Source organism: Actinomyces procaprae (genome assembly GCF_004798665.1).
GTDB classification, from domain to species: Bacteria; Actinomycetota; Actinomycetes; order Actinomycetales; family Actinomycetaceae; genus Actinomyces; species Actinomyces procaprae.
The window spans coordinates 1,023,222-1,041,940 of the sequence record NZ_CP039292.1 but is presented as its reverse complement, the minus strand read 5'-3'; the positions used below and the strand labels follow the sequence as shown (position 1 = coordinate 1,041,940).

At 70.5% G+C, this 18,719-nt stretch carries 15 protein-coding genes; 4 read left to right on the top strand and 11 right to left on the bottom strand.

Going from position 1 to position 18,719, the window contains the following annotated elements:
- Nucleotides 1–346: 346 nt before the first annotated feature.
- The gene (locus E4J16_RS04065; protein WP_168709459.1) at nt 347–1,294 is read right to left on the bottom strand and encodes a CPBP family intramembrane glutamic endopeptidase; all 948 of its coding nucleotides are present in this window, start codon (nt 1,292–1,294) and stop codon (nt 347–349) included.
- A gap of 262 nt (nt 1,295–1,556) precedes the next feature.
- On the opposite strand from E4J16_RS04065, the gene E4J16_RS04060 reads away from it, so the two are divergent.
- From E4J16_RS04060 to E4J16_RS04050, 3 genes are all read left to right on the top strand, one after another.
- Nucleotides 1,557–2,603, top strand: coding sequence for an LD-carboxypeptidase (locus tag E4J16_RS04060; RefSeq protein WP_127843346.1), 1,047 nt, complete (start codon nt 1,557–1,559; stop codon nt 2,601–2,603).
- A gap of 87 nt (nt 2,604–2,690) precedes the next feature.
- A complete protein-coding gene (locus E4J16_RS15955) occupies nt 2,691–2,822 on the top strand; it encodes a hypothetical protein (RefSeq protein WP_275669584.1) in 132 nt (43 codons plus the stop codon).
- Between the two features lie 132 nt (nt 2,823–2,954).
- On the top strand, nt 2,955–3,209 hold the full coding sequence (locus E4J16_RS04050; RefSeq protein ID WP_127842388.1) for a type II toxin-antitoxin system RelE family toxin: 255 nt from the start codon (nt 2,955–2,957) through the stop codon (nt 3,207–3,209).
- Between the two features lie 47 nt (nt 3,210–3,256).
- Here the strand turns inward: E4J16_RS04050 and prfB are convergent, their stop codons facing one another.
- From prfB to E4J16_RS04010, 8 genes are all read right to left on the bottom strand, one after another.
- On the bottom strand, nt 3,257–4,378 hold the full coding sequence (gene prfB / locus E4J16_RS04045; protein ID WP_136313327.1) for a peptide chain release factor 2: 1,122 nt from the start codon (nt 4,376–4,378) through the stop codon (nt 3,257–3,259).
- A 193-nt stretch (nt 4,379–4,571) separates the two neighbouring features.
- Nucleotides 4,572–5,033, bottom strand: coding sequence for a glycosyltransferase (locus E4J16_RS04040; protein ID WP_240038261.1), 462 nt, complete (start codon nt 5,031–5,033; stop codon nt 4,572–4,574).
- A 71-nt stretch (nt 5,034–5,104) separates the two neighbouring features.
- Entirely contained in the window at nt 5,105–5,629 is a 525-nt protein-coding gene (locus E4J16_RS04035; protein WP_240038260.1) for a peptidase T4, read from the bottom strand.
- Complete coding sequence (locus tag E4J16_RS04030) at nt 5,626–6,108, bottom strand: TadE/TadG family type IV pilus assembly protein (protein WP_240038259.1); 483 nt, start codon at nt 6,106–6,108, stop codon at nt 5,626–5,628. Before E4J16_RS04030 ends, E4J16_RS04035 begins: the two co-directional genes overlap by 4 nt.
- Complete coding sequence (locus E4J16_RS04025) at nt 6,098–6,295, bottom strand: hypothetical protein (RefSeq protein ID WP_136313324.1); 198 nt, start codon at nt 6,293–6,295, stop codon at nt 6,098–6,100. Before E4J16_RS04025 ends, E4J16_RS04030 begins: the two co-directional genes overlap by 11 nt.
- A 98-nt stretch (nt 6,296–6,393) precedes the next feature.
- Nucleotides 6,394–7,326, bottom strand: a complete 933-nt coding sequence (locus E4J16_RS04020) for a type II secretion system F family protein (RefSeq protein WP_136192720.1) — start codon at nt 7,324–7,326, stop codon at nt 6,394–6,396.
- A complete protein-coding gene (locus E4J16_RS04015; RefSeq protein ID WP_136192719.1) occupies nt 7,323–8,174 on the bottom strand; it encodes a type II secretion system F family protein in 852 nt (283 codons plus the stop codon). Before E4J16_RS04015 ends, E4J16_RS04020 begins: the two co-directional genes overlap by 4 nt.
- The gene (locus tag E4J16_RS04010) at nt 8,174–9,457 is read right to left on the bottom strand and encodes a TadA family conjugal transfer-associated ATPase (protein ID WP_136192718.1); all 1,284 of its coding nucleotides are present in this window, start codon (nt 9,455–9,457) and stop codon (nt 8,174–8,176) included. The genes E4J16_RS04015 and E4J16_RS04010 overlap by 1 nt, the downstream gene beginning before the upstream one ends.
- A gap of 274 nt (nt 9,458–9,731) precedes the next feature.
- Between E4J16_RS04010 and E4J16_RS04005 the strand changes: the two genes are divergently transcribed.
- Nucleotides 9,732–10,922: a phosphotransferase gene (locus E4J16_RS04005; protein WP_136313323.1), complete on the top strand. Its 1,191-nt coding sequence runs from the start codon at nt 9,732–9,734 to the stop codon at nt 10,920–10,922.
- Here E4J16_RS04005 and E4J16_RS04000 read toward each other — a convergent pair.
- Both E4J16_RS04000 and E4J16_RS03995 read right to left on the bottom strand, forming a co-directional pair.
- Nucleotides 10,911–14,339: an ATP-dependent DNA helicase gene (locus E4J16_RS04000; protein WP_136313322.1), complete on the bottom strand. Its 3,429-nt coding sequence runs from the start codon at nt 14,337–14,339 to the stop codon at nt 10,911–10,913. The genes E4J16_RS04005 and E4J16_RS04000 overlap by 12 nt on opposite strands.
- The gene (locus E4J16_RS03995; RefSeq protein ID WP_136313321.1) at nt 14,336–17,935 is read right to left on the bottom strand and encodes a UrvD/REP family ATP-dependent DNA helicase; all 3,600 of its coding nucleotides are present in this window, start codon (nt 17,933–17,935) and stop codon (nt 14,336–14,338) included. Before E4J16_RS03995 ends, E4J16_RS04000 begins: the two co-directional genes overlap by 4 nt.
- Nucleotides 17,936–18,719: the final 784 nt, after the last annotated feature.

Sequence of the window (18,719 nt, the reverse complement as noted above, 5' to 3'; positions counted from 1 at the left end):
GGCCAGTGACGCCGTGCACGTGCGCGGCCGCCGCCGCGTGTCGGTTGAAGGGTCACGACCCCGGGGTCGTAATTCGACATCACTGTCGCCTCCTGGAGCCCTGCCCTAAGCACATTCCGGAAGTACCTGGACATCCCGCTGGAGCGCATCCCGGGGTTCTGGCCGCTCACATCGGCACAGGGTGTCCAAATCGATGACAAACGCCCCGGCGGCCTCCCGGAACCGGTTCGCAGACCGTTGGAAAATCAACGTTTTGCGCCGCACGGGCAGCGAGTGAGCGGCGTTTGTCATCGATTTGGACACTTCCCGTACACCCGCGACCAGGGACCAGGCGAGTGACTACCGTTCACAGATCGTCCGGCCCGCTGCTCGCCTGCGCCCCTCGGGCCTCAACCGCACCGTACATGCGACCGGCGCGAGCCTTGTGAAGTAGCAGCACGATCGCCCCTGCCACCAGCCACATGCTGCCGACCACCACCCACGTGGTTGGCTCGTCAACGGGGACGCCGGTGCTCACCGCCAAAAGACCAGACAGGTGAAATCCGCCGTGCGCGCCTACGGCCGCCCAGGTTGAGCCCGACACCCAGCGGGCCGCCATCGCCGCCGCACCAAAGCCGAAGGGCATGGCCAGGTAGATGAAGCGCTCGCCCCAGCCCTCCTGACCGCCCTGGGAGATCAAGTGCACGGCGGTGAAGGCGAGGACCGATACAGCCGCCGCCGTCCGGGTGGAGCCGAGTGAGCGGAACAACCAACCACGCCACACCAATTCTTCGGGGATCCCCTGCAGGAAGAACCCCAGGGCGACCTGAAACAGGATCGCGGACCACCACGTGTCACCCGGCATGGCGGGCTCCGCTCGGGGGATGCCGAGCGCTTCACTCACGGCTCCGGCCATCGGCATGACCGCGAAGGCGACGGCGATCATGCCCAGGCACCAGGCCAGTGCGCGCGGACTCGGGCGCACTGCCAGATCGGAGAGACGCGCGTGGTCCAGGCGAGTGATCAGCAGCCGGGTGCACTGGTAGGCGCACGCCGTCGCCAAGGACATGATCACGAGCACCGCCAGACAAACCACCAGCAACCCTGCGCTGCTCCGGCCGAAGACCTTTCCGTCAAGCAGTGCCTGCACTCCCGGTATGGCCATGACGAGCGTCGGCACCGTGGCACTCAGCAGCATGACCGCGATGGCGATCGCCACCCGCGCCGTGGCGCCGCCCGGGCCCGGCCGACTCGCTCGCGCCTCCGGCCCCGCCTCGGTTTTGACCCCTGCCCCGGTGATCTCGTGAGCGCTCATGCCCACCACGCTAAGCGGGCCCATGCGCCCACTCCAGGAATCACAGTCAAAACCAGGGAAGACACGCCGAAGAATCAGGGGCGTGCCCGGGTGCTCCCCGAGCCTGCCCCGGAGCACGCGGGTCAACTCTCGCGGACGTGGAACGGCCCACGAGAACGGCACTCTGGACAGCATGCTCGACGGCCACGGCGCATGCTCGACGACGAGCCCGCGTCGTCGCTCATCCTGCGCCCGCGCGGAGCCCCGGCTACACTTCAAGGGCATGAGCCAATTGGTCAGCCCTGGTAAGGCCAAGGAGGGCGACAAGATTGCGGTGCTGTCGCCGTCGTTGGCAGTGCCCGCCATCGGTCCCGCTGTTCACCAACAGGCGCTGGAGCGACTCCACGCCATAACCGGTCTGGTGCCGGTGGAGTTCCCCACGACCCGCCGTCTCGGAGCCGGCGCGCGCGAGCGCGCCGACGACCTGAACGCCGCCTTCGCCGATCCGAGCATTCGCGCGATCATCGCCACCGCGGGCGGTGACGATGAGATGACGGTCCTGCCACTCCTTGATGTCGAGCCCGTCCTGACAGACCCCAAGCCGGTGCTCGGCTACTCGGACAACACCAACCTGCACCAATGGCTGTGGGAGCACGGCGTGTGCAGCTTCCACGGCGGCGCCACCCAGGTTCACCTAGGACCCGGGCCCGAGGTCGACGCCGTTCATCGGGCCTCGCTGCGTGCGGCACTGCTGACGGGTGAGACTCTGGAAGTCACCGAGCCGGGATACTCGGAGGACTTCGGCAAGGACTGGGCCGATCCGCAAGCGCTGAGCGAATACGGGACCCGCGAGCAGACGGAACCTTGGCTGTGGGACGGGCCTTCCACCGCAGCCAGCGGGCCCGGCTGGGGCGGATGCTTGGAGGTGCTGGTACTCGGCCTCGCCGCAGGGCGCATCCATGCCGACGCCAGAGACCTCGATGGCTGCGTTCTGATACTGGAAACCTCCGAGTTGCTTCCCGGCCGGGAACTGGTGGCGGGCATGCTGCGCTCTCTGGGAGAACGCGGGGTACTCACGGCCGCGGCCGCAGTACTGCTGGCCCGGGCGCCCGCAACCAGTTTCCAGGTCTCGCGTGACGCCCAGGCGCGTGCGCAATACCGGCAGGAGCAGGCCCAGAGTGCGCTTGAGGTCATCCGGCACTACAACACGGCGGCACCGGTATGCGCAGGAGTCCCCTTCGGTCATACTCGCCCCCAGTGGATCCTCCCCCACGGAGGCACGCTCACCGTCGATGCCGCCTCCCGGCGGATTACCGCCTCATACGTCTGAAGTCCTGTCTCACCGGGCAGAGTCGGCAGGCGCGGGCACCCGAGCCGAATTCTGTACAACTCGCTTACCGAAACGTACATTTCAGTCATGACCACCGTAACCATGTCCCGTGCCCGCGCCGAGCTCCCCGCTCTGGTGGACAAGGCGCACGAGGACGCCGTCTTCCTTAACCAACCGGGGCCGGACCGCAGCCGTACTCATAAGTCCGGCGGCCTATGAGCACATGCTCGAGGCACTGGAGGACCGGGAGGACATCGCCGCATACGACGCGGCAATGAACGAGGAGGGACCCAACATCCCCTGGGATGAGGTCAAGGCCGACCTCGGGCTCGACTGAGCAAGCGGCCACCCGTGCGATACGAGATTGAGGTGCGCCCCGCGGCGCTCAAAGCTCTGCGGCGCATCGACAAGCGGGACCAGCGCCGGATCCAGGGGGCGATAGCTTTGCTCGCCACCGACCCGTATCCTCCCGGATGCCGCCCCCTCAAAGGCCGCCCCGCCTGGCGGGCACGCGTGGGCGACTACCGCATCATCTACACGATCGACGACGGCCGACTCGTCGTCGTTGTGGTCACGCCCGAACACCGCCGCGACGTGTACCGCTGACCGGGGCCGCCCGGACCGACGCCAGCCGGAAGGACACTCTCGCAGGCTCAGTCGGCCGCCTGCTCCTGCTGCTTGCGCCAGCGGATGCCGGCGTCGATGAAGGCGTCGATGTCGCCGTCGAACACGGAGTCGGGGTTGCCGACCTCGTAATTGGTGCGCAGGTCCTTGACCATCTGGTAGGGGTTGAGCACGTAGGAGCGCATCTGGTCACCCCAGGAGGCCTTGACGTCGCCGGCGAGCTCCTTCTTCTTGGCGTCCTCCTCCTGCTGCTTGAGCAGCAGCAGGCGGGACTGGAGCACGCGCATGGCGGCGGCGCGGTTCTGGATCTGGGACTTCTCATCCTGCATGGACACCACCAACCCGGTGGGCAGGTGGGTGATGCGCACGGCCGAGTCGGTGGTGTTGACGCTCTGGCCGCCGGGGCCGGAGGAGCGGAAGACGTCGACTCGGATGTCCGTCTCGGGAATGTCGATGTGGTCGGTGGACTCGATCAGCGGGATGACCTCGACGGCCGCGAAGGAGGTCTGGCGGCGGCCCTGGTTGTCGAAGGGGCTGATGCGCACCAGGCGGTGGGTGCCACCCTCCACGCTGAGCGTGCCGTAGGCGTACGGTGCGTGCACCTCGAAGGTGACGGACTTCAGCCCGGCCTCCTCGGCGTAAGAGGTGTTGAGGATCTTGACCGGGTAGTCGTGCCGCTCGGCCCAGCGGGTGTACATGCGCAGCAGCATCTCGGCGAAGTCGGCGGCGTCCACGCCACCCGCACCGGAGCGGATGGTGACCACGGCGTCGCGCTGGTCGTACTCGCCTGACAGCAGGGTGCGGATCTCCAGGTCGGACAGATCCTTGCGCACGGCGGCGAGATCGCGCTCGGCCTCGGCGAGCAGTTCTTCGGCATCCGCGCCGGACTCCTCCCCCGCCATCTCCACCATGGTTTCCAGGTCGTCGATGCGCCCGCCCAGCGCCTGAACGCGCTTGAGGTCCGCCTGTGCGTGCGAGAGGGCGGAGGTGACGGCCTGGGCGGCGTCGGGGTCGTCCCACAGGTTGGGGGCGGCGGCCTGCTCGGACAACTCGGCGATGCGCCCGCGCAGCGCCTCGGGGTCCGTCACGGCGACGACGGAGGCGTAGGTGTGTCGGAGCTGCTCGATCTCGGCGGGGAAGTCTGTGGCCACGGGCCCGAGTCTAGAACAGACCCGTGGACCGAGCCGACGGCGGCCACCGGTGTCCGCCGGAAAAGTGTCCAGATTCGGCACAAACGCCGCACCCGTACCCGTGGGTCGCCCGTAAAACGGCTTGATTCCAACGATTAGCAAAGGTCAGTTGGCTGCTTCGAGCGCGTTTGTGCCGGATTCGGACAGTTCACCCTCACAACCCGGTGGTGGCGCGGGCACTACCGGTGGCGGTGATGGTGAACCCCGATGCGGGAATCACCCCCCAGGGCAGGAAGGGAGGCTGCGAGTAGGCCGTCAGCGTAACCACGGCGGTAACACCGTCCGGGCTGCTGGCCTCCCTGATCTGCACTCCTGTCAAGTCCACTGGCTGCATCGCCAGGTCAGCTGCGGCGGCCGCACGCACGCTCGCGGCAGACAGCGCACCGGGCCCGGAGTCTGTGACGGAGCCGCCGAAGTAGGAGTCCTCCTCTACGGCATCGGCCGCCGCAGCGGCAGCAGAGTCTGCCAGCGAGGTGAGAGTCTTCAAGTCCAGGTAGATGGCGCTGGCGGAGGCCAAAGCCAGGACCAGTGCCAGGACGACGGTCACCAGCCCGATTCCCAGCAGCAGTGTCTGCCCGTCCTCCGGGCCCGCCGCCCGGGCCGCCCGAACGAGCAACCGCCGAAGCCGCCCTCCAGGCCGCAATGCCCGGGCGCTTACTCCATGCCCCCGCCTGCGCACGACCCGGGTCATGTCTGGTCCCCTGCTCGGGCGAGCGTGACGGAGCGGGCCGCATCCATGATGACAAGGCCGCGCCCCACCCCCGCCGATCCCAGCAGCGGCAGGTCCACCCCCGCCTGGACCCGCACCACGGCCGTGCCGCACGCCGCGTCTGTGCAGGCGACGGTCAAGGCGGTGGCGGGGTCGGCGTCGACCCCCTGGTCGGACAGGGCGAGGCCCACGGCGGTGCGGGCATGGGCGAGGGCCGTGTCCCCCTCCTCGATCTCCAGGATGCGGCTGGCGGCGTCCGCGGCCGAGGCGACGGCGAAGGACGCGGCCTGGACCTGGGCGAGGGCAACGATCAGGTACAGCACCGGCACCACCAGCACAACGGTCCAGCCGATGAACTCCACCGGGGCGTTTCCCGCCTCCGGGTCGCGGCCGCGCAGCGCCGATTCGCGCGCGCGCCCCGACAGGCGCCACTGCGGCGGGCACTGCCCTACGCGCCGCCCGCGGGCCCACGCACCGTGCCCGCGCCTGGCCCGGCTGCTCACGGCTCACCTCCATCCACATCGACCAGGGCGGCCTCGTCAACGGCGTGCCCGGTCACGTGCAGCATTCCGCCGGGACCCAGTAGGCCCAGCACCGGCAGCGGCGCGGTGACGTCCACCTGCACGATGGACAGCCCGCCGACGGCGGTGCGGGTGACAGTGACCGCCTCCACGTAGCCGTCTGCGAGCGACGCGTCGGCCAGGGCACGCACGCGCGCGTCCGCCTCCGCGGTGGTGCCCCCTACGAGGGCGGCGCGGCGCGCCCCCTCCCCAGCGGCGTCGGTTAGCACATTGCGCACGTGCAGGCCGAGGGCGAGCTGGAGCAGCGCCACCGATACGCCAATGACCAGGATGCCGACGAGCACGAAGTCGACGACTGCCGCCCCGTGCTCGCCGCCCTCCCGGCGGGCAATCAGATCACGAAGCGGTCCGCGCCCGCGCCGCCCGCAGCAGCTGGGCCGAATGGTGCGCTCAGATGGCACCGGTGACCTTGGCAATCGCATCGGTGAAGACCTGAGTGAGCGCCGGGCCGGCCACCGCCCACAGGGCGACTACCAGACCCGCCGTCATGAGGGTGACCAGCACCCAGCCGGGAACGTCGCCGCGTTCTTCGGCAAGGCGGCCGAGCCGAGTGCGCAGGCAGATGCTGATGCGCTTGAGGGTGTGCATGGGATTCTCCGTTCCGGTTGCGGGTTGTTGTGGATGTGTTCCGGGGTATGCCGGGCGGCATGGGTCGGTGCGGTGCGGGCCGCTTCGCGGAGATCTGCTCATAGGCCGATCCGCAGCACGAACAGGCCCGGGAAGAGGGCGAAGATGACGGTGATGGGCAGGATCAGGAACACGACGGGCACCATCTGGGCGATCTCGCGCCGCCCGCCCTCCTCCATCAGGGCGCGCCGGGAGGCCTCGCGGGCGTCGGCGGCCTGGGCGCGCAGCACGTCGGCCAGCGGGGTGCCGCGCTCCAGGGCGACGGCGATCGCCTCGGACAGGCGGGTGACATGCAGCGAGTCGACTCGCTCCTCCAGGTGGGTCAGGGCGGTGGTGAGCACAGTTCCCGAGTTGACGTCGGCGAGCGTCAGCTCGAGCTCCTCGACGAGCTCTCCTCGGCCTATGTGCACGACACGTTCGATGGCGGCAACAGGCCCCTGGCCGGCACCGACCACGAGCGCCAGCAGCTCGATGACGTCGGGGAGCTGAGACTCGATGTGGCTGCGACGCCGTTCGACGGCGCGGGTCAGCCACCAGTCACGTGCCGCCGCACCGCCGATGGCAGCGACCAGGGCGAGGACGAGCAGCAGGGGCACGTTGACCCGCCACGCCAGCGACAGCATCAGTCCGGAGGCGGTCGCGATGGCGAGCCCGGCGACCGCCCACAGCAGCTGCTGAATGCGCAACTCCTCGTAGCTGAGGCCCGTTCCGGAACGGGCCAGCCGTCGCCGCACCGATTCGGCGGAGGAACCGATCGCCTCCAGCACCCCACCCAGCCGTGTCACCGTGTCCAGCAGTAGGCCGGAGATGGTCCGGCCGTCGGCGGTGGGTGAGGCGGTGGCCAGCAGGCGGGACGTGCTGGGGCGGGCGTGGACGTAGGGCTCGAGCCGGGAGGTGAGGCTGGGACGGCGGCGCCGTACTCCGTCTGCGACCATGAGGATGCCGCAGGCGGCGAGCAGGCCGGTCAGCGCTCCGGCGAGGGCGGGGCTCATCGCAGCACCCGGTCTTCCTCGGGCAGGCGCCCGAGCCACAGCATGAGCCGGTAGGCGACCAGGGTCGCGGCCCCGCCTACGGCCAGCACCAGGGCACCGGTGGCGGAGGCGTACGCGGCCGCGGCCTGGGGGCGAGTGGACAGCAGCGCCAGCACGATCCACGGTGCGGCCACGGCCACCCGCGCCCCGTTGACGGTCCAGGACTGGCGGGCCTCGAGCTCGCCGCGGGTGCGCATGTCCTCCCGCAGCATGCGTGACAGGGCGCGCAGCAGTGCGGTCAGGTCGGTGCCGCCGACCTCGTGGGCCAGCCGCAGGGCCTCCACGATGCGGTCGGCCACCGGGTCGGCGAAGCGCGCCTTGAGCCGGTCCAGTGACTGGTCGAAGCGGGCAGTGGTCGCGTAGTCGACACCGAAAGCGCGGAACTCCTCCCGGATCGCCTCGGGACCGCGCTCACCCAAGTTGGTCAGCGCCTCGGGCAGGCTCATGCCGGCGCGCACGCCGGACACGAGGGTGTCGACTGCCTCCGGCCACACCTCCCGCAGGTTCGTGCGCCGCGCGCGAGCCCTGGAGGAGACGATCAGCAGGGGCATGGCCGCGGCGATGGTGCCGAACGCGACCGCGATCGTCCACGCCCGCGACACCCCCAGGAAGACCAGCATGGTGACCGCGCCGAGAATGACGCTGCCGACGACCAACAGGGCGGGGCTGGTGCGGCCGACCCCCGCCTGGACCAGCAGGTCGGCCAGGTGCCGCTGCCGCTCAGAGCGCCACCGCGGCGGTTCGCTGGTCAGGGCGAGCCAGACCAGGATGATGCCGCTGCCTCCCAGCAGGCCGGCGACGGCGCCCATCAGGACCACTCCCCGGATACGGGGGTAGCCGCCTGAGTGGCGGTGCGGGTGTACTGGCCCTCGCCGGTCAGTAGCGCGGCCAGGTCGTGGCCGGCGCGGGCATAGCGTTCAGTTGCGGGTGGCATGCCCGGCCCGCGCACCAGCCGATCCGCACCGTCGCGGATGAAGACGTCGGCCATCTCGATGGTTCCGTTCTCCACTCTCCCGGAAATGGCGGCGATCTCCCGCACCTGGCGGTGCCCGTCGGCGCCTAGGTCCAGGTGGACCACCAGGTCGACTGCACTGGCGACGGTCGGCACGACGAAGCCTGCGCTGACGTTCTCACCCGCCAGCAGCGGCAGGGTGCAGATCTTCACCACCGCCTCCCGGGCTGAGTTCGCGTGCAATGTTGACATTGAGGGCAGCCCGGAGTTCATGGCTATCAGCAGGTCGAGGGCCTCGGCCTCCCGCACCTCACCGATCAGCAGGCGGTCGGGGCGCATGCGCAGCGCCTCCTTGACGAGGCGGCGCAGGCTGATCTCCCCCATCCCCTCCAGATTGGGGGCGCGGGTCTGCATGGCCACGCAGTCTCGGTTGCGTAGCGCCAGCTCGAATACCTCTTCGCAGGTGATCACGCGCTGTCCGGCGGGTATGGCGCCGGCCAGCGCCCGCACCATCGTGGTCTTGCCGGCCTGAGTGGCACCGGAGACGAGGATGTTCAGGCCCGCTTGCACGGAGGCGTCCAGGAAGGCCGCAGCCTGTGCGGTCAGCGAGCCCATGCGCACCAGGTCACTGGTGCGGGCGGCCCGGGAGGTGTGCTTGCGGATGTTCACCGCCCAGTGCTGCGAGGTGATGGGCGGGATCACCACATGCAGGCGTTCACCGCTGGGCAGCTGCGCATCCACGAAAGGGCTGGCCAGGTCCAGGCGGCGCCCGGAGGTGCGCAGCATGCGCTCCACCAGGACACGCAGCTCCTCATCCTCCAGCAGCGTAGTGGTCAGCTCGGGGCGGCCGGAACGGGCAACGAAGACGCGCCCCGGGGCGTTGCACCACACCTCCTCCACGGTGTCGTCGTCGAGGTAGCGCTGCAGCGGCCCCAGGCCGGCGAGCGCGTCGACGGCGCGCGCCCCGGCCTCCTCAGGATCTGGTAGCGGCGGTACGAGCCCGGCGTCAGCACGGGAGACGTAGTCGGCACTCGCCTCGGCGACGAGCGCCTCCAGGGCGGAGGTGTCCGTCAGCGGGTCAACACCGCGACGGCGGACCAGCTCGCGAATCTCGGTGTGCAGCAGCGCTGCGGCATCCATGGCGGGCCTCACTGGGGTTGGTTGGACTGGGCGATCGAAGGGAAATCTGAATTGCGGGTGGTGTACGCAGTGCTGACTCAACACTGAGGAGCGCCACAGCGCGACCATAGGTCACGACTGGGCATCAGCGCCACTCCTTTCCGTCGGCCTGTGGAAAACCTCTTCACATCCGGGACTGGCGGTGCGTGAGTCTTGCGCGAGTCCACGGGAAGGTGTGCGGCCGCTGGGGCGCGGCGCCGCCCCGTCCGGCGGGTTCCTCGCCTACGGTGGAGCCATGTCGCAGCCGCCAGCCGGACCGTCCGAGCCCACCAGCACTTCAGATTCGGATTCGAGAACCTCCACGTCGGGGCAGTCGGCCTCGGCCAGGCCCGCACGGGAGCACTCGCCGCTGGCCCTTGCGGCCCTGGCGGGGGTGGCGGTCCCCGGGCTGGACCCGGCACGGCTGGCGCTGCCGCAGGAGCGCTCCGCCGACCTGCGGGTGGTCGGCGTCGTCGACACCCAGGGGCGCCACTGGGAGGTGCTGGAGACGCATGACGACTCCACCGGCGCAACCCTGGAGGCGGAGGCGGAGGTACTGCGGCGTATCGGCAGGATCGTCGACGACGGCCGGCTGTCCTTTGATGTTCCCCGCCCCGCCGGCACGCTGCGCTTGCAGGACAGCCATATTCAGGTGCGCTCCCACCTGGAGGGCCGCCCGATCGACGTGGAGGCCTTGCGCCCGGGCCCGGGCCTGTCTGCGGGGCTGGGCAAGGCGCTGGGAGAGCTGCACGATCTGCCCACCACGGTGGTCTCGGAGGCGGGACTGCCGGTATACGACGCCGAGGATGTGCGTACCCGCTGGCTGGGCCTGCTCGATGATGCCGCCGGCACCGGCAAGGTGCCGCCCTCGCTGCTGGCCCGGTGGGAGGTTGCGCTGGAGGACTCGGCGCTGTGGCGCTTCCGGCCGGTGGTGGTGCACGGTGACCTGGCGCCGGAGAACGTGCTCACGGCGGGCGGCGCGGTGGTGGCCGTGCGCGGCCTGGGGCAGGCGCATGTGGGCGACCCGGCGGAGGACATGGCCTGGGTGTACGCCTCCGTTCCTGTGGACTGCCTGGACTCAGTCGAGTCCGCCTACGACCTGGCGCGCACCGAGGGCGTGGACCGGCACCTCCGGGACCGTGCGGAGCTGGTCAGTGAGCTGAGCCTGGCCCGCTGGCTCATGCACGGGGTGCGTTCCGGCAGCGGCTCCATCATTGATGATGCGGTGGCGATGCTGGCGGACCTGGCCGACCAGGTCGGTGACGAGCCGCTGGTGGAGCCGCGCGGGCCGCGGATGGCCCCCGTGCCCGGGGAGAAGGAGACGGCCGAGCCGGAGGCGACCACCAGCGAAGTCAAGATGGTGCTGGTGGATGAGCCCGATGGACGCGCAGCTGAAGACGCTTCAGCGGATGACGCGCAGGGAGACGACAGCGACTCAGATGCTTGACCGCTGGGCCTGCTGGTCCAGGGGACGGCGGATATCCTCCAAGGACTCCAGCGCGGCGGCGTCGAGCTCGTCCACGTACCCGCCGGGCTCATCCACGTACAGGTAGGCGGCGCGGACCTGGTCGGTGGGAATCTGCGCCTTCGCGGCCCAGGCGTGCACGTACACGCTGAGCTGGTCCACCGGCACCCGCTGGCGGCCGGTCTTCCAGTCCACCACCAGGTAATGCCTGCTGCCGGGGTGCCGGAAGACGGCGTCGATGCGGCAGCGCAGCGTCGTGTTGCCGACGGCGAGCTCAAGTGGCTCCTCGGTGGAGACCAGCTCGTAGCCGTCCAGCAGCGGGTGGGTGGCGGCGACGTCGAGCCAGCGCTCCACACGCTTGCGGTCGGGGCCGGCGAGGGTGTCCGGGACGCCGGCGTCCTCCAGGTTGAACAGGGCGCCATGGCTGTTCAGGCGTTGGGCGATGGCCTCGTGGAAGACGGTGCCCAGGCGGCCGGCGGACTGAGGCTGGGGCGGCAGGGGGCGGCGCAGGTCGAGCGCGAAGCCGTCCCTGTCGTCGCGCAGCGCGGCCAGCCTGGTGGCGGCCAGGTGTGCGGGCCGACGGACCGTGGGCGCTTCGGCCGCGGCGGCGTCGCGCTCGGCGAGCAGCAGGCGGGCGTCCTCCCACCAGCGGGCAACGTTCTCATCAGCGGTGCCGTCACCCGCGGGCTGCCCGCCGCGGAGGGCGTCATTCGCATCACCCGTGGCGGCGAGAGCCGCCATGGCGCGACTGACGGCCTCGGCGACGGCGATGCGCGCGCCCCGCTCCGAGCCCGGGGCGGCAGTGTGCGTCACCGGCCAGGAGGCCTCCGCGATCCCGACGGGGTTAGTCGCGTCCTCGGGCAGTTCGGTGAAGCCGGGGCCGAATGGGGTCAGCAGCTCTCGCCGCTGCAGCTCGGCCAGGAACCGGGACATTGGCAGGACGGTCTTACCGGTCTTGACCAGGTGAGAGCCGGTCAGCAGCACTTCATGGCGTGCCCGCGTTACGGCCACGTAGGCGAGGCGGCGCTCCTCGGAAATCAGGTGGCGTCCGAGCGCGAGCTTGTACTGCTCCTTGAGGGTCTTAACCTCGGCCTTCTCATCCCGGCTCAGTTTAATGCCCGGGCCCAGCGGTATCTCCAGGCTGCCGAGTTCGAAGGGCGGCAGCTGGTCTGCGTCAGCACGCAAGGGATAGGGAAATGTACCAATGGAGTTCATCCAAGACTTGTCGGCCACTGCCCCGTCCGCGCGAGGCTTGGTGACATAACTGGGGAAAGACCCCTCAGACAGGCCGGTGACGGCAACACAGTCCCACTCCAGGCCCTTGGCGCCGTGGACGGTCATGATCTGCACAGCGCCCGGTTCGGGCTCGATATCGGGGGCCGCCAGCCCGCGCTCCTGTTGTTCCGCAAGCTCGAGCAGTTCCAGGAACCCGGAGACGGTGGGAACATCGACATCGGCGGCGTACTGCTCGGCGGCGGCCCGGAAGGCATCCAGGGCCCGCCTGCCCATGTGGTTGCCGACGCGGGCTGCTAGTTCAATGTCCAGCCCGAGCGCCTGCTCGGCCACGGCCACCAGGTCCGGCAGTGGCAGCGCAAGCGCGCCGCGTACGCGACGCAGCGCCCGGGCGATCCGCACGACCGCTCGCCGTCCGGCCTCGCTGAGCCCCTGGGTCACCGGGCTCACCGGCCGCCCGCCCGTTCCCGCTGCATGCCGGGTGCCGGGGGCGCGGGCGGCGTCATCACGGCGGGCGAGCTCATCGAGTGCCTCGGACAGGGCCGCATTCTCCGGCGGCTCGGTGGCGCTGCCGCCACGGCTTCCGGGCTCGGCGCCATCGGCAGCGTCCGCCCCGCCGTCGGCCCGTTCGCGCCGGCGTACGAGTTCTCGGGCGAGGCCCTGCAAGGCCCACAGGTCGGCGGCACCGATGTCGGCTCCGGTGAGCAGCCGCATGAGCCGGTCGCCGCGGTCCGGGTCCGCGGCGACGGTCAGCAGGGCCCGCACGTCCGCCACTTCAGGCAGGGAGAGCATGCCTCCCGACACCGCCACTTCGTAGGGCACGCCACGTGCCTCGAGCGCCTCAACCACCGGCGTCATCTGGTCGCGGGTTCGGCACAGTACGGCGAGCTCCGCCTGGGAGTGCCAGCGCTCCTGCATGAAGTCGGCCACGGCTTCCGCCTCCTGCACCGGGTCGGTGAGGAAGGCTGCAAGCACCTGCCCCGTACCCAGTCCGTCGGCGGCCGAGCGCTCCTGCAATTCGCGAACCGGGACGTGGGTGACCTCCGCATCGCCGGGCCGGTACTCGGCGTTGCGCAGTGGGCTCGATATGACATTGGCGGCGGCCAGGACCGCGGAGTCGTTGCGCCAGGCGGTGGATAGTTGCAGCACCGGGGTCTCACGCTCGGGGCTGCCGCCGTCGGCGACGGCCCGCACACCGGAGGGGTTGAACCGGTCATGGAAGGTGTCCAGCGCGCCGGCGCTGGCACCGCGCCAGCCGTAGATGGCCTGGTTGGGGTCGCCGACGGCAGTGACGCCCTGATCGGCGAACAGCGCGGACAGCAGCCGCACCTGGGCGACAGAGGTGTCCTGGAACTCGTCCAGCAGCACCGCCGGGTACTGTGCGCGCATGGTTGCCGCGGCCTCGGGGACCTCTTCGGCTATACGGCAGGCCAGCGCAAGGCGGTCGCCGAAGTCGACCAGTGCGTGCCGGCGCTTGTAGTCGCGGAAGTCCTGCACAGCGTCGAGCACGCTCAGCCAGGTAGTCATGACAGTGGGCGATTTCTCCTCTGCCAGGTTCTTCTGAATGGCCTGCAGCCCGGAGAACAGGTCGTAAAGATCGGTCAGTTCCTCGCGGGCATCATCAATGCTGAGCAAGTTCGTGGACAGCGCATTGTCCGCGCCCAGGACGGCGGCAATCGCACTGGACTTGGAATCAAAAGGAAGCGGGTCCGTGCGCCGCTCAAGGATGTCGGTGGCGATCTGCCACTTGCGTGCCTCGGTGATGAGAGTGGCATCCGGGTCGGCGCCGGCGTACAGGCCGTATTCGCGCACGAGTGAGCCGGCGAAGGAGTCGTACGTGGCCACGGTCGGCTCGGATGCGTCGTCGCCGCCGGTGATGACACCGCTGCCCGCAAGTTGGGCCAGGCGGAGGGAGACGCGCTCGGCCAGCTCGGCGGTGGCCTTGCGCGTGAAGGTCAGCCCCAGGACCTGGTCGGGGCGAACGGCGCCGGTGGCCACCAGGTGCACGACACGCTGGCTCATGGTGGCGGTCTTGCCGCTGCCGGCGCCGGCGACCACCAGCAGGGGCCGCAACGGGTAGGCGATGATCTTCGACTGCTCCTCGGTGGGCGAGTGCAGATTGAGCTTCTTGGCGAGGGCTTCGGGCGTGAGGTCGGCGGTGCTCATACCACGGTCCTCCTTCCTTCGGGGTTGACGGGGCAGCTGGACTTGAAGGAGCACCCGCGACAGTGGCCCCCGCTGCGGGCAATGAGGTTGGCGCCGGAAACGTCCCGTGCGGCGCGGGCGAGCAGCTCCACGTCCCAATCCGCTCCGGTGTCCGGATCGGGTCTGGGCGCGAGGACCATTCCGTCCGGTACGACCTTCACACCGGGGCCGGTTGTGGGCGGCTGCGTTCCCAGCATGGCCAGCCCCGTGCCGTCTACCTCATAGCCGAGGGCAGTAAGGGCCATACGGTAGGTGGCGAGCTGCGCATTGCGCTTCGCCTCCGTCGCGTTTGGCGCCGTTTTGCCGGTCTTGAAGTCGATTACGCGCACGCGCTGCCCCTGCCCGACGGGCAGCACACCGTCTGCGGATGGGGTCGGCGGGGCACCGTCGAGGAACTCCAGACGGTCGATGCGCCCGCGTATGCGCACCGGTATCCGCTCGTCGGCGTTCGTGGGCGCTCCGCTCCTGGTAGCGGTCCCGGCGGCGGTCGCGCTCCCGCCCGCGCCGCTCTCTACCGGCTGCTCGCTCCCCTCGCGGGTGCTGTCCGCCACGTCGGACTCGGGCACGGGTAGATCCAGGTGGACGTCCACCGTCTGCTCCACCAGGGCGGGGGCCGTCCCCAAGCCGAGGTAGGCGTCGAGCCGGTCGATCATGTCGCGCACGCGCTGCCGGTTGAGGTTGCCCAGCCAGGTGTCCGGGTAGCCCAGATCCGGCAGCGCGTCCTCCAGGGCCTGGCGCAGCACCTCGCCGCGCAGTCCCTCCTTCTCGGCGCGCTCGGCCAGGCCGTGCACGAGTATGCCGATCCTCTGGGCATCGCTGGTGCCAGTGCCGCCACCGTTGCGCTGGAAGAACCATTTCAGCGGGCATTTGCTGATCGACTCGACATCGGAGGGGCTGATGCGGACCTCTTGGCCCGCACTAACCAGGGGGGCGGTGGAGGTTGGCTGCCCCAGGCCCGTCCAGTTGGCGGGATCGGCGGCGTTCACGCCTTCACGGGCGAGCACGGCCAGCAGCTGTTCGGCCTGTCGGCCGCGGGCGCGAGCAGGGGCATCGGCCCCCTCCAAGCGGCCGGTGACGGCGGCGGCGCGTAACTCGCCCACGAGCCCGGGCAGAGTCAGGTCGTTGACGTCTTCAGCAACCTTGAGCTCGCCCTCCTGGTTGGTGATCTTCTGCCCGGCCGCGGCGGCAACCTCAAGCAGGAAGGAGGAGGGCACACAGTCGTCGTCCAGCGTCGCGGTGACGATCAGGCGGCGGTCGGCGCGGGAGATGGCGGACAGGAACATGCGCCGCTCGTCGCCGCGGACCTGGCTGCGGGCCTCGGCGGGGTCCTGGTCGGCCATCTGTCTGCCATCAGCCTCAGGCAGGCGGCCGGTGACGGCGTCGACCAGCAGGCCGGAGCGGGTCAGGCCGTCACGCAGCCGCAGGTCGGGCCAAGCGTTCCTCTCCACCCCGGCAACTACCACCACTTCCCACTGCTCCCCGGCCGCAGCTGCGGGGGTGAGGACGGCGACGCCGGCGGGGCGGACGCCCTGCGGGGCGACCGTGTCCGAGGGGAGCACCTCCGCTGCGAGTTCGTTCAAGAAGTCGCCCGCCGCGGCCCCTGGGTGACGCTCGGCCCACACCTCGGCGCGTTTGAACAGCACGGTGACCACGTCCAGGTCGTGCTCGGCCGCCTCCGCCATGAGGGCAGCGCTGCGGGAGGAATGCGGCACCAGCGCCGCGGCGCGCCAGGCCTCCGCGCAGGCCGAGGCCTGCCAGGCCGCCCACATGAGCGCCTCGGCGTCGATCAGGCGTTCCTCTTCCCGGGCGGCCTCGACCACGCCCCGCAGGGCGGCGACGACGCGGGCCGCGCGTTCCAGCTTCTGGGCCTGTTCCGCCAACGGCTCGTCGGCAAGCTCGCGGGCCAGGGCGGTAGCGGCCTCTGGAGAGGCCAGGACACCGAGCAGGTTCTCATCACGCGTGGCCTCGGCGGGCCGGTCGGCGCACAGGCGACGGCGCAGTCGGCGCAGGTCCAGGTTGGTAAGCCCGATCAGGGGGCTGGTGAGCAGGTCGAAGGCGGTGGCCCATTGTGGTGGGGTTTCGGCGTCGCCGAGTTCGCCGTCCAGCGCTGCCCGGCAGGCGTTGATGATGCCGGCTGCTGCCGGCTCGGAGCGCAGTAGCACTGCGGGCGTACTGGAGGCGAGGGGCACGCCGTGATGACGCAGTTCGCGGCTGACTGCGCGGGCGGTGCCCGCGGAGCGGACGATCACGGCCATCTGGTCCCAGGCGGTGTTGTGGTGGACGTGCTCGCTGCGCAGGATGCGGGCGATCTGGGCAGTCTGCTGGAGCGGGCCGGAGGCGATCAGGGTCTCGACGCCACTGGGAGGATCCGTCTGGAGTTCACCGCCTATCGCATTCCCCTCATGCGGTGCGCCTCCGGAGCCGGCATCGTCGATTTCGACTCCCGCGCGGGGTGCTTGCGGGGAGACCGCGGAGCGGGCGGCGGCCGCCCCGTTGGCATACTCCGGGTGCCGGTGGGTGGCGGTTCCGGTGACCGGAATTCGGTCGGCCTGCGCTGCCCACACCCCGGCCAGCTCGGGTGTGCCGCGGTGGACCACCCCCAGTGCGAGTCGCTCGGCAGCCAGCCCGGAGCGGTCCTCGGCGGCGTTGAGCAGACTGGGGTTGCCGCCGCGGAATACCTCGACAGCGGCGTCGGGATCGCCCAGGGCGACGATCTGGGTGCGGTGGCCGTCGGCGTCGGGCTCGGAGAGTGCAGCTAGCAGGCGGGCGGTAGCGGCGGTGCAGTCCTGGTAGTCGTCGACGATGACAACGTCGGGAATCGGGCGGGGCACTCGCACGCCGTCGGCATCCCAGGTGGCCAGAACCTCGCGGGCGCGATCCTGCAGGCGGGCAGTATCCATCTTGCGTACGGCGGAGCGGTTGGCGGCGCTGGGACGTCCCTGCGCATCCCAGGTGCGCAGCAGCTCGGCGGCGCGCTGCCAAATGGGGACACCGAGCTCTGCTCCGAGCTCGGCGAGCCGGTCCGCACCGATGCCGAGTTCTCCTGCACGGGCCAGCAGGTTGCGCAGCTCCGTGCGGAAGGCGTGTGAGGAGATGGCCTGGGCGGGCAGATCCCCCCAGGAGGTGCCGCGGAGCAACCCCGCCAGCGCGGCGTCCTCCTCCGCACCGGCGAGTAGCACGGGGGCCGGCAGCGGGTCGGGTCTTTGCGTGAGAGAGGTGGTCAGGATGGTCAGGGCGAGGGCCGCGGGGGTACGTACCCGGATCGTCCCGGAGGATGCACCGGCGCGGCCCAGCAGGTGGGAGGCGCGCTCGCGCAGACGGTCCGCACGGACACGCGTGGGAGCGAGCAGGACGGCTTCCTTGCGGCGGTCGGTCACCGCCTGGACCAGCAGGCGCAGCGCGGTGGTGGTCTTGCCGGTCCCCGCGGCACCCAGGACGACGAGGTTCGCGCCGTCTGCGGCACGGGCGAGCACCCGGGCGGCGGAGGGGTCCGGCTCGGGCAGTGGGGGCTGCACGAGCGGGGGCAGGAGGCGAGGGGCGCCGGTGGGGCTGGTCATGCATACATCTCACCACGGAGGTCCGACACGAATCGGACGCCCTTAACGGGCGCTTCCGGTTTGCGGGTGCGAGGTCTGGCCGGGGCTGTGGTGCGGGGGTGGTTGGGGTGATGCGGGCGTGCTCGGGTCGGTGGGACATCGTCGGACCGCCGAAGACGCTCTCCCGGGAGGCGTCCTTGAGGGCCGGGGCGTGTCCTCTAGCAGCCCCGCCAGGTCATCTGGACCGGCTCGTCGTGCTCGTGGATGTGGCCGCCGACGCGTCGCCGGGTGAGGAAACCGGTGGGCCAGCCGGTTCACCACGGCGACCGCCGCCCAGCTGTCACTGATTGCACCACTTTACCCGCCCGGACACGAGCCACCTAACACAAATCGTTGAAATCACGCGGTTCTGTTGACCGGGTTCCCGGCGCGTCCCAGCAAAGTGGTGCAATCTGTGACAGCAGGGAACACCACCGGATGCTCACCGGCGCTACGCGTTTGCGGGCGTGGCGGTACGGGCCCGCGGGTAGTCGCGCTCGGGCGCGCGGGGTCGCGCTCGGGCGTCCGGGCGAGGTCGGCGTGGAGTCTGCGCCGACGTTCTGGGGCTGACGAGGACATGTGGCCGGCGAGGGGGTGTCCCCGGGGCGGCGTCACGGGCGTCGAGCGAGTGCGGTCAAGACCAGCGCGCGGCCGCCGGGTGCGCCCCTTCGGCCTCTGCTACGCCAGTTAGACCCTCCCTGAAAGGCCCAGAACCCTCCAGCAGACACCAAACCCGAGTAGTAAACCCCGAACCGGCGCAGCAGAC

Coding starts and splice junctions, on each gene's coding strand:
- E4J16_RS04060 (WP_127843346.1), top strand. CDS start 1,557: ATGAGCCAATTGGTCAGCCCTGGTAAGGCCAAGGAGGGCGACAAGATT.
- E4J16_RS04000 (WP_136313322.1), bottom strand. CDS start 14,339: ATGAGCACCGCCGACCTCACGCCCGAAGCCCTCGCCAAGAAGCTCAAT.
- E4J16_RS04025 (WP_136313324.1), bottom strand. CDS start 6,295: ATGCACACCCTCAAGCGCATCAGCATCTGCCTGCGCACTCGGCTCGGC.
- E4J16_RS04065 (WP_168709459.1), bottom strand. CDS start 1,294: ATGAGCGCTCACGAGATCACCGGGGCAGGGGTCAAAACCGAGGCGGGG.
- E4J16_RS03995 (WP_136313321.1), bottom strand. CDS start 17,935: ATGACCAGCCCCACCGGCGCCCCTCGCCTCCTGCCCCCGCTCGTGCAG.
- E4J16_RS15955 (WP_275669584.1), top strand. CDS start 2,691: ATGACCACCGTAACCATGTCCCGTGCCCGCGCCGAGCTCCCCGCTCTG.
- E4J16_RS04005 (WP_136313323.1), top strand. CDS start 9,732: ATGTCGCAGCCGCCAGCCGGACCGTCCGAGCCCACCAGCACTTCAGAT.
- E4J16_RS04020 (WP_136192720.1), bottom strand. CDS start 7,326: ATGAGCCCCGCCCTCGCCGGAGCGCTGACCGGCCTGCTCGCCGCCTGC.
- E4J16_RS04010 (WP_136192718.1), bottom strand. CDS start 9,457: ATGGATGCCGCAGCGCTGCTGCACACCGAGATTCGCGAGCTGGTCCGC.
- E4J16_RS04015 (WP_136192719.1), bottom strand. CDS start 8,174: ATGGGCGCCGTCGCCGGCCTGCTGGGAGGCAGCGGCATCATCCTGGTC.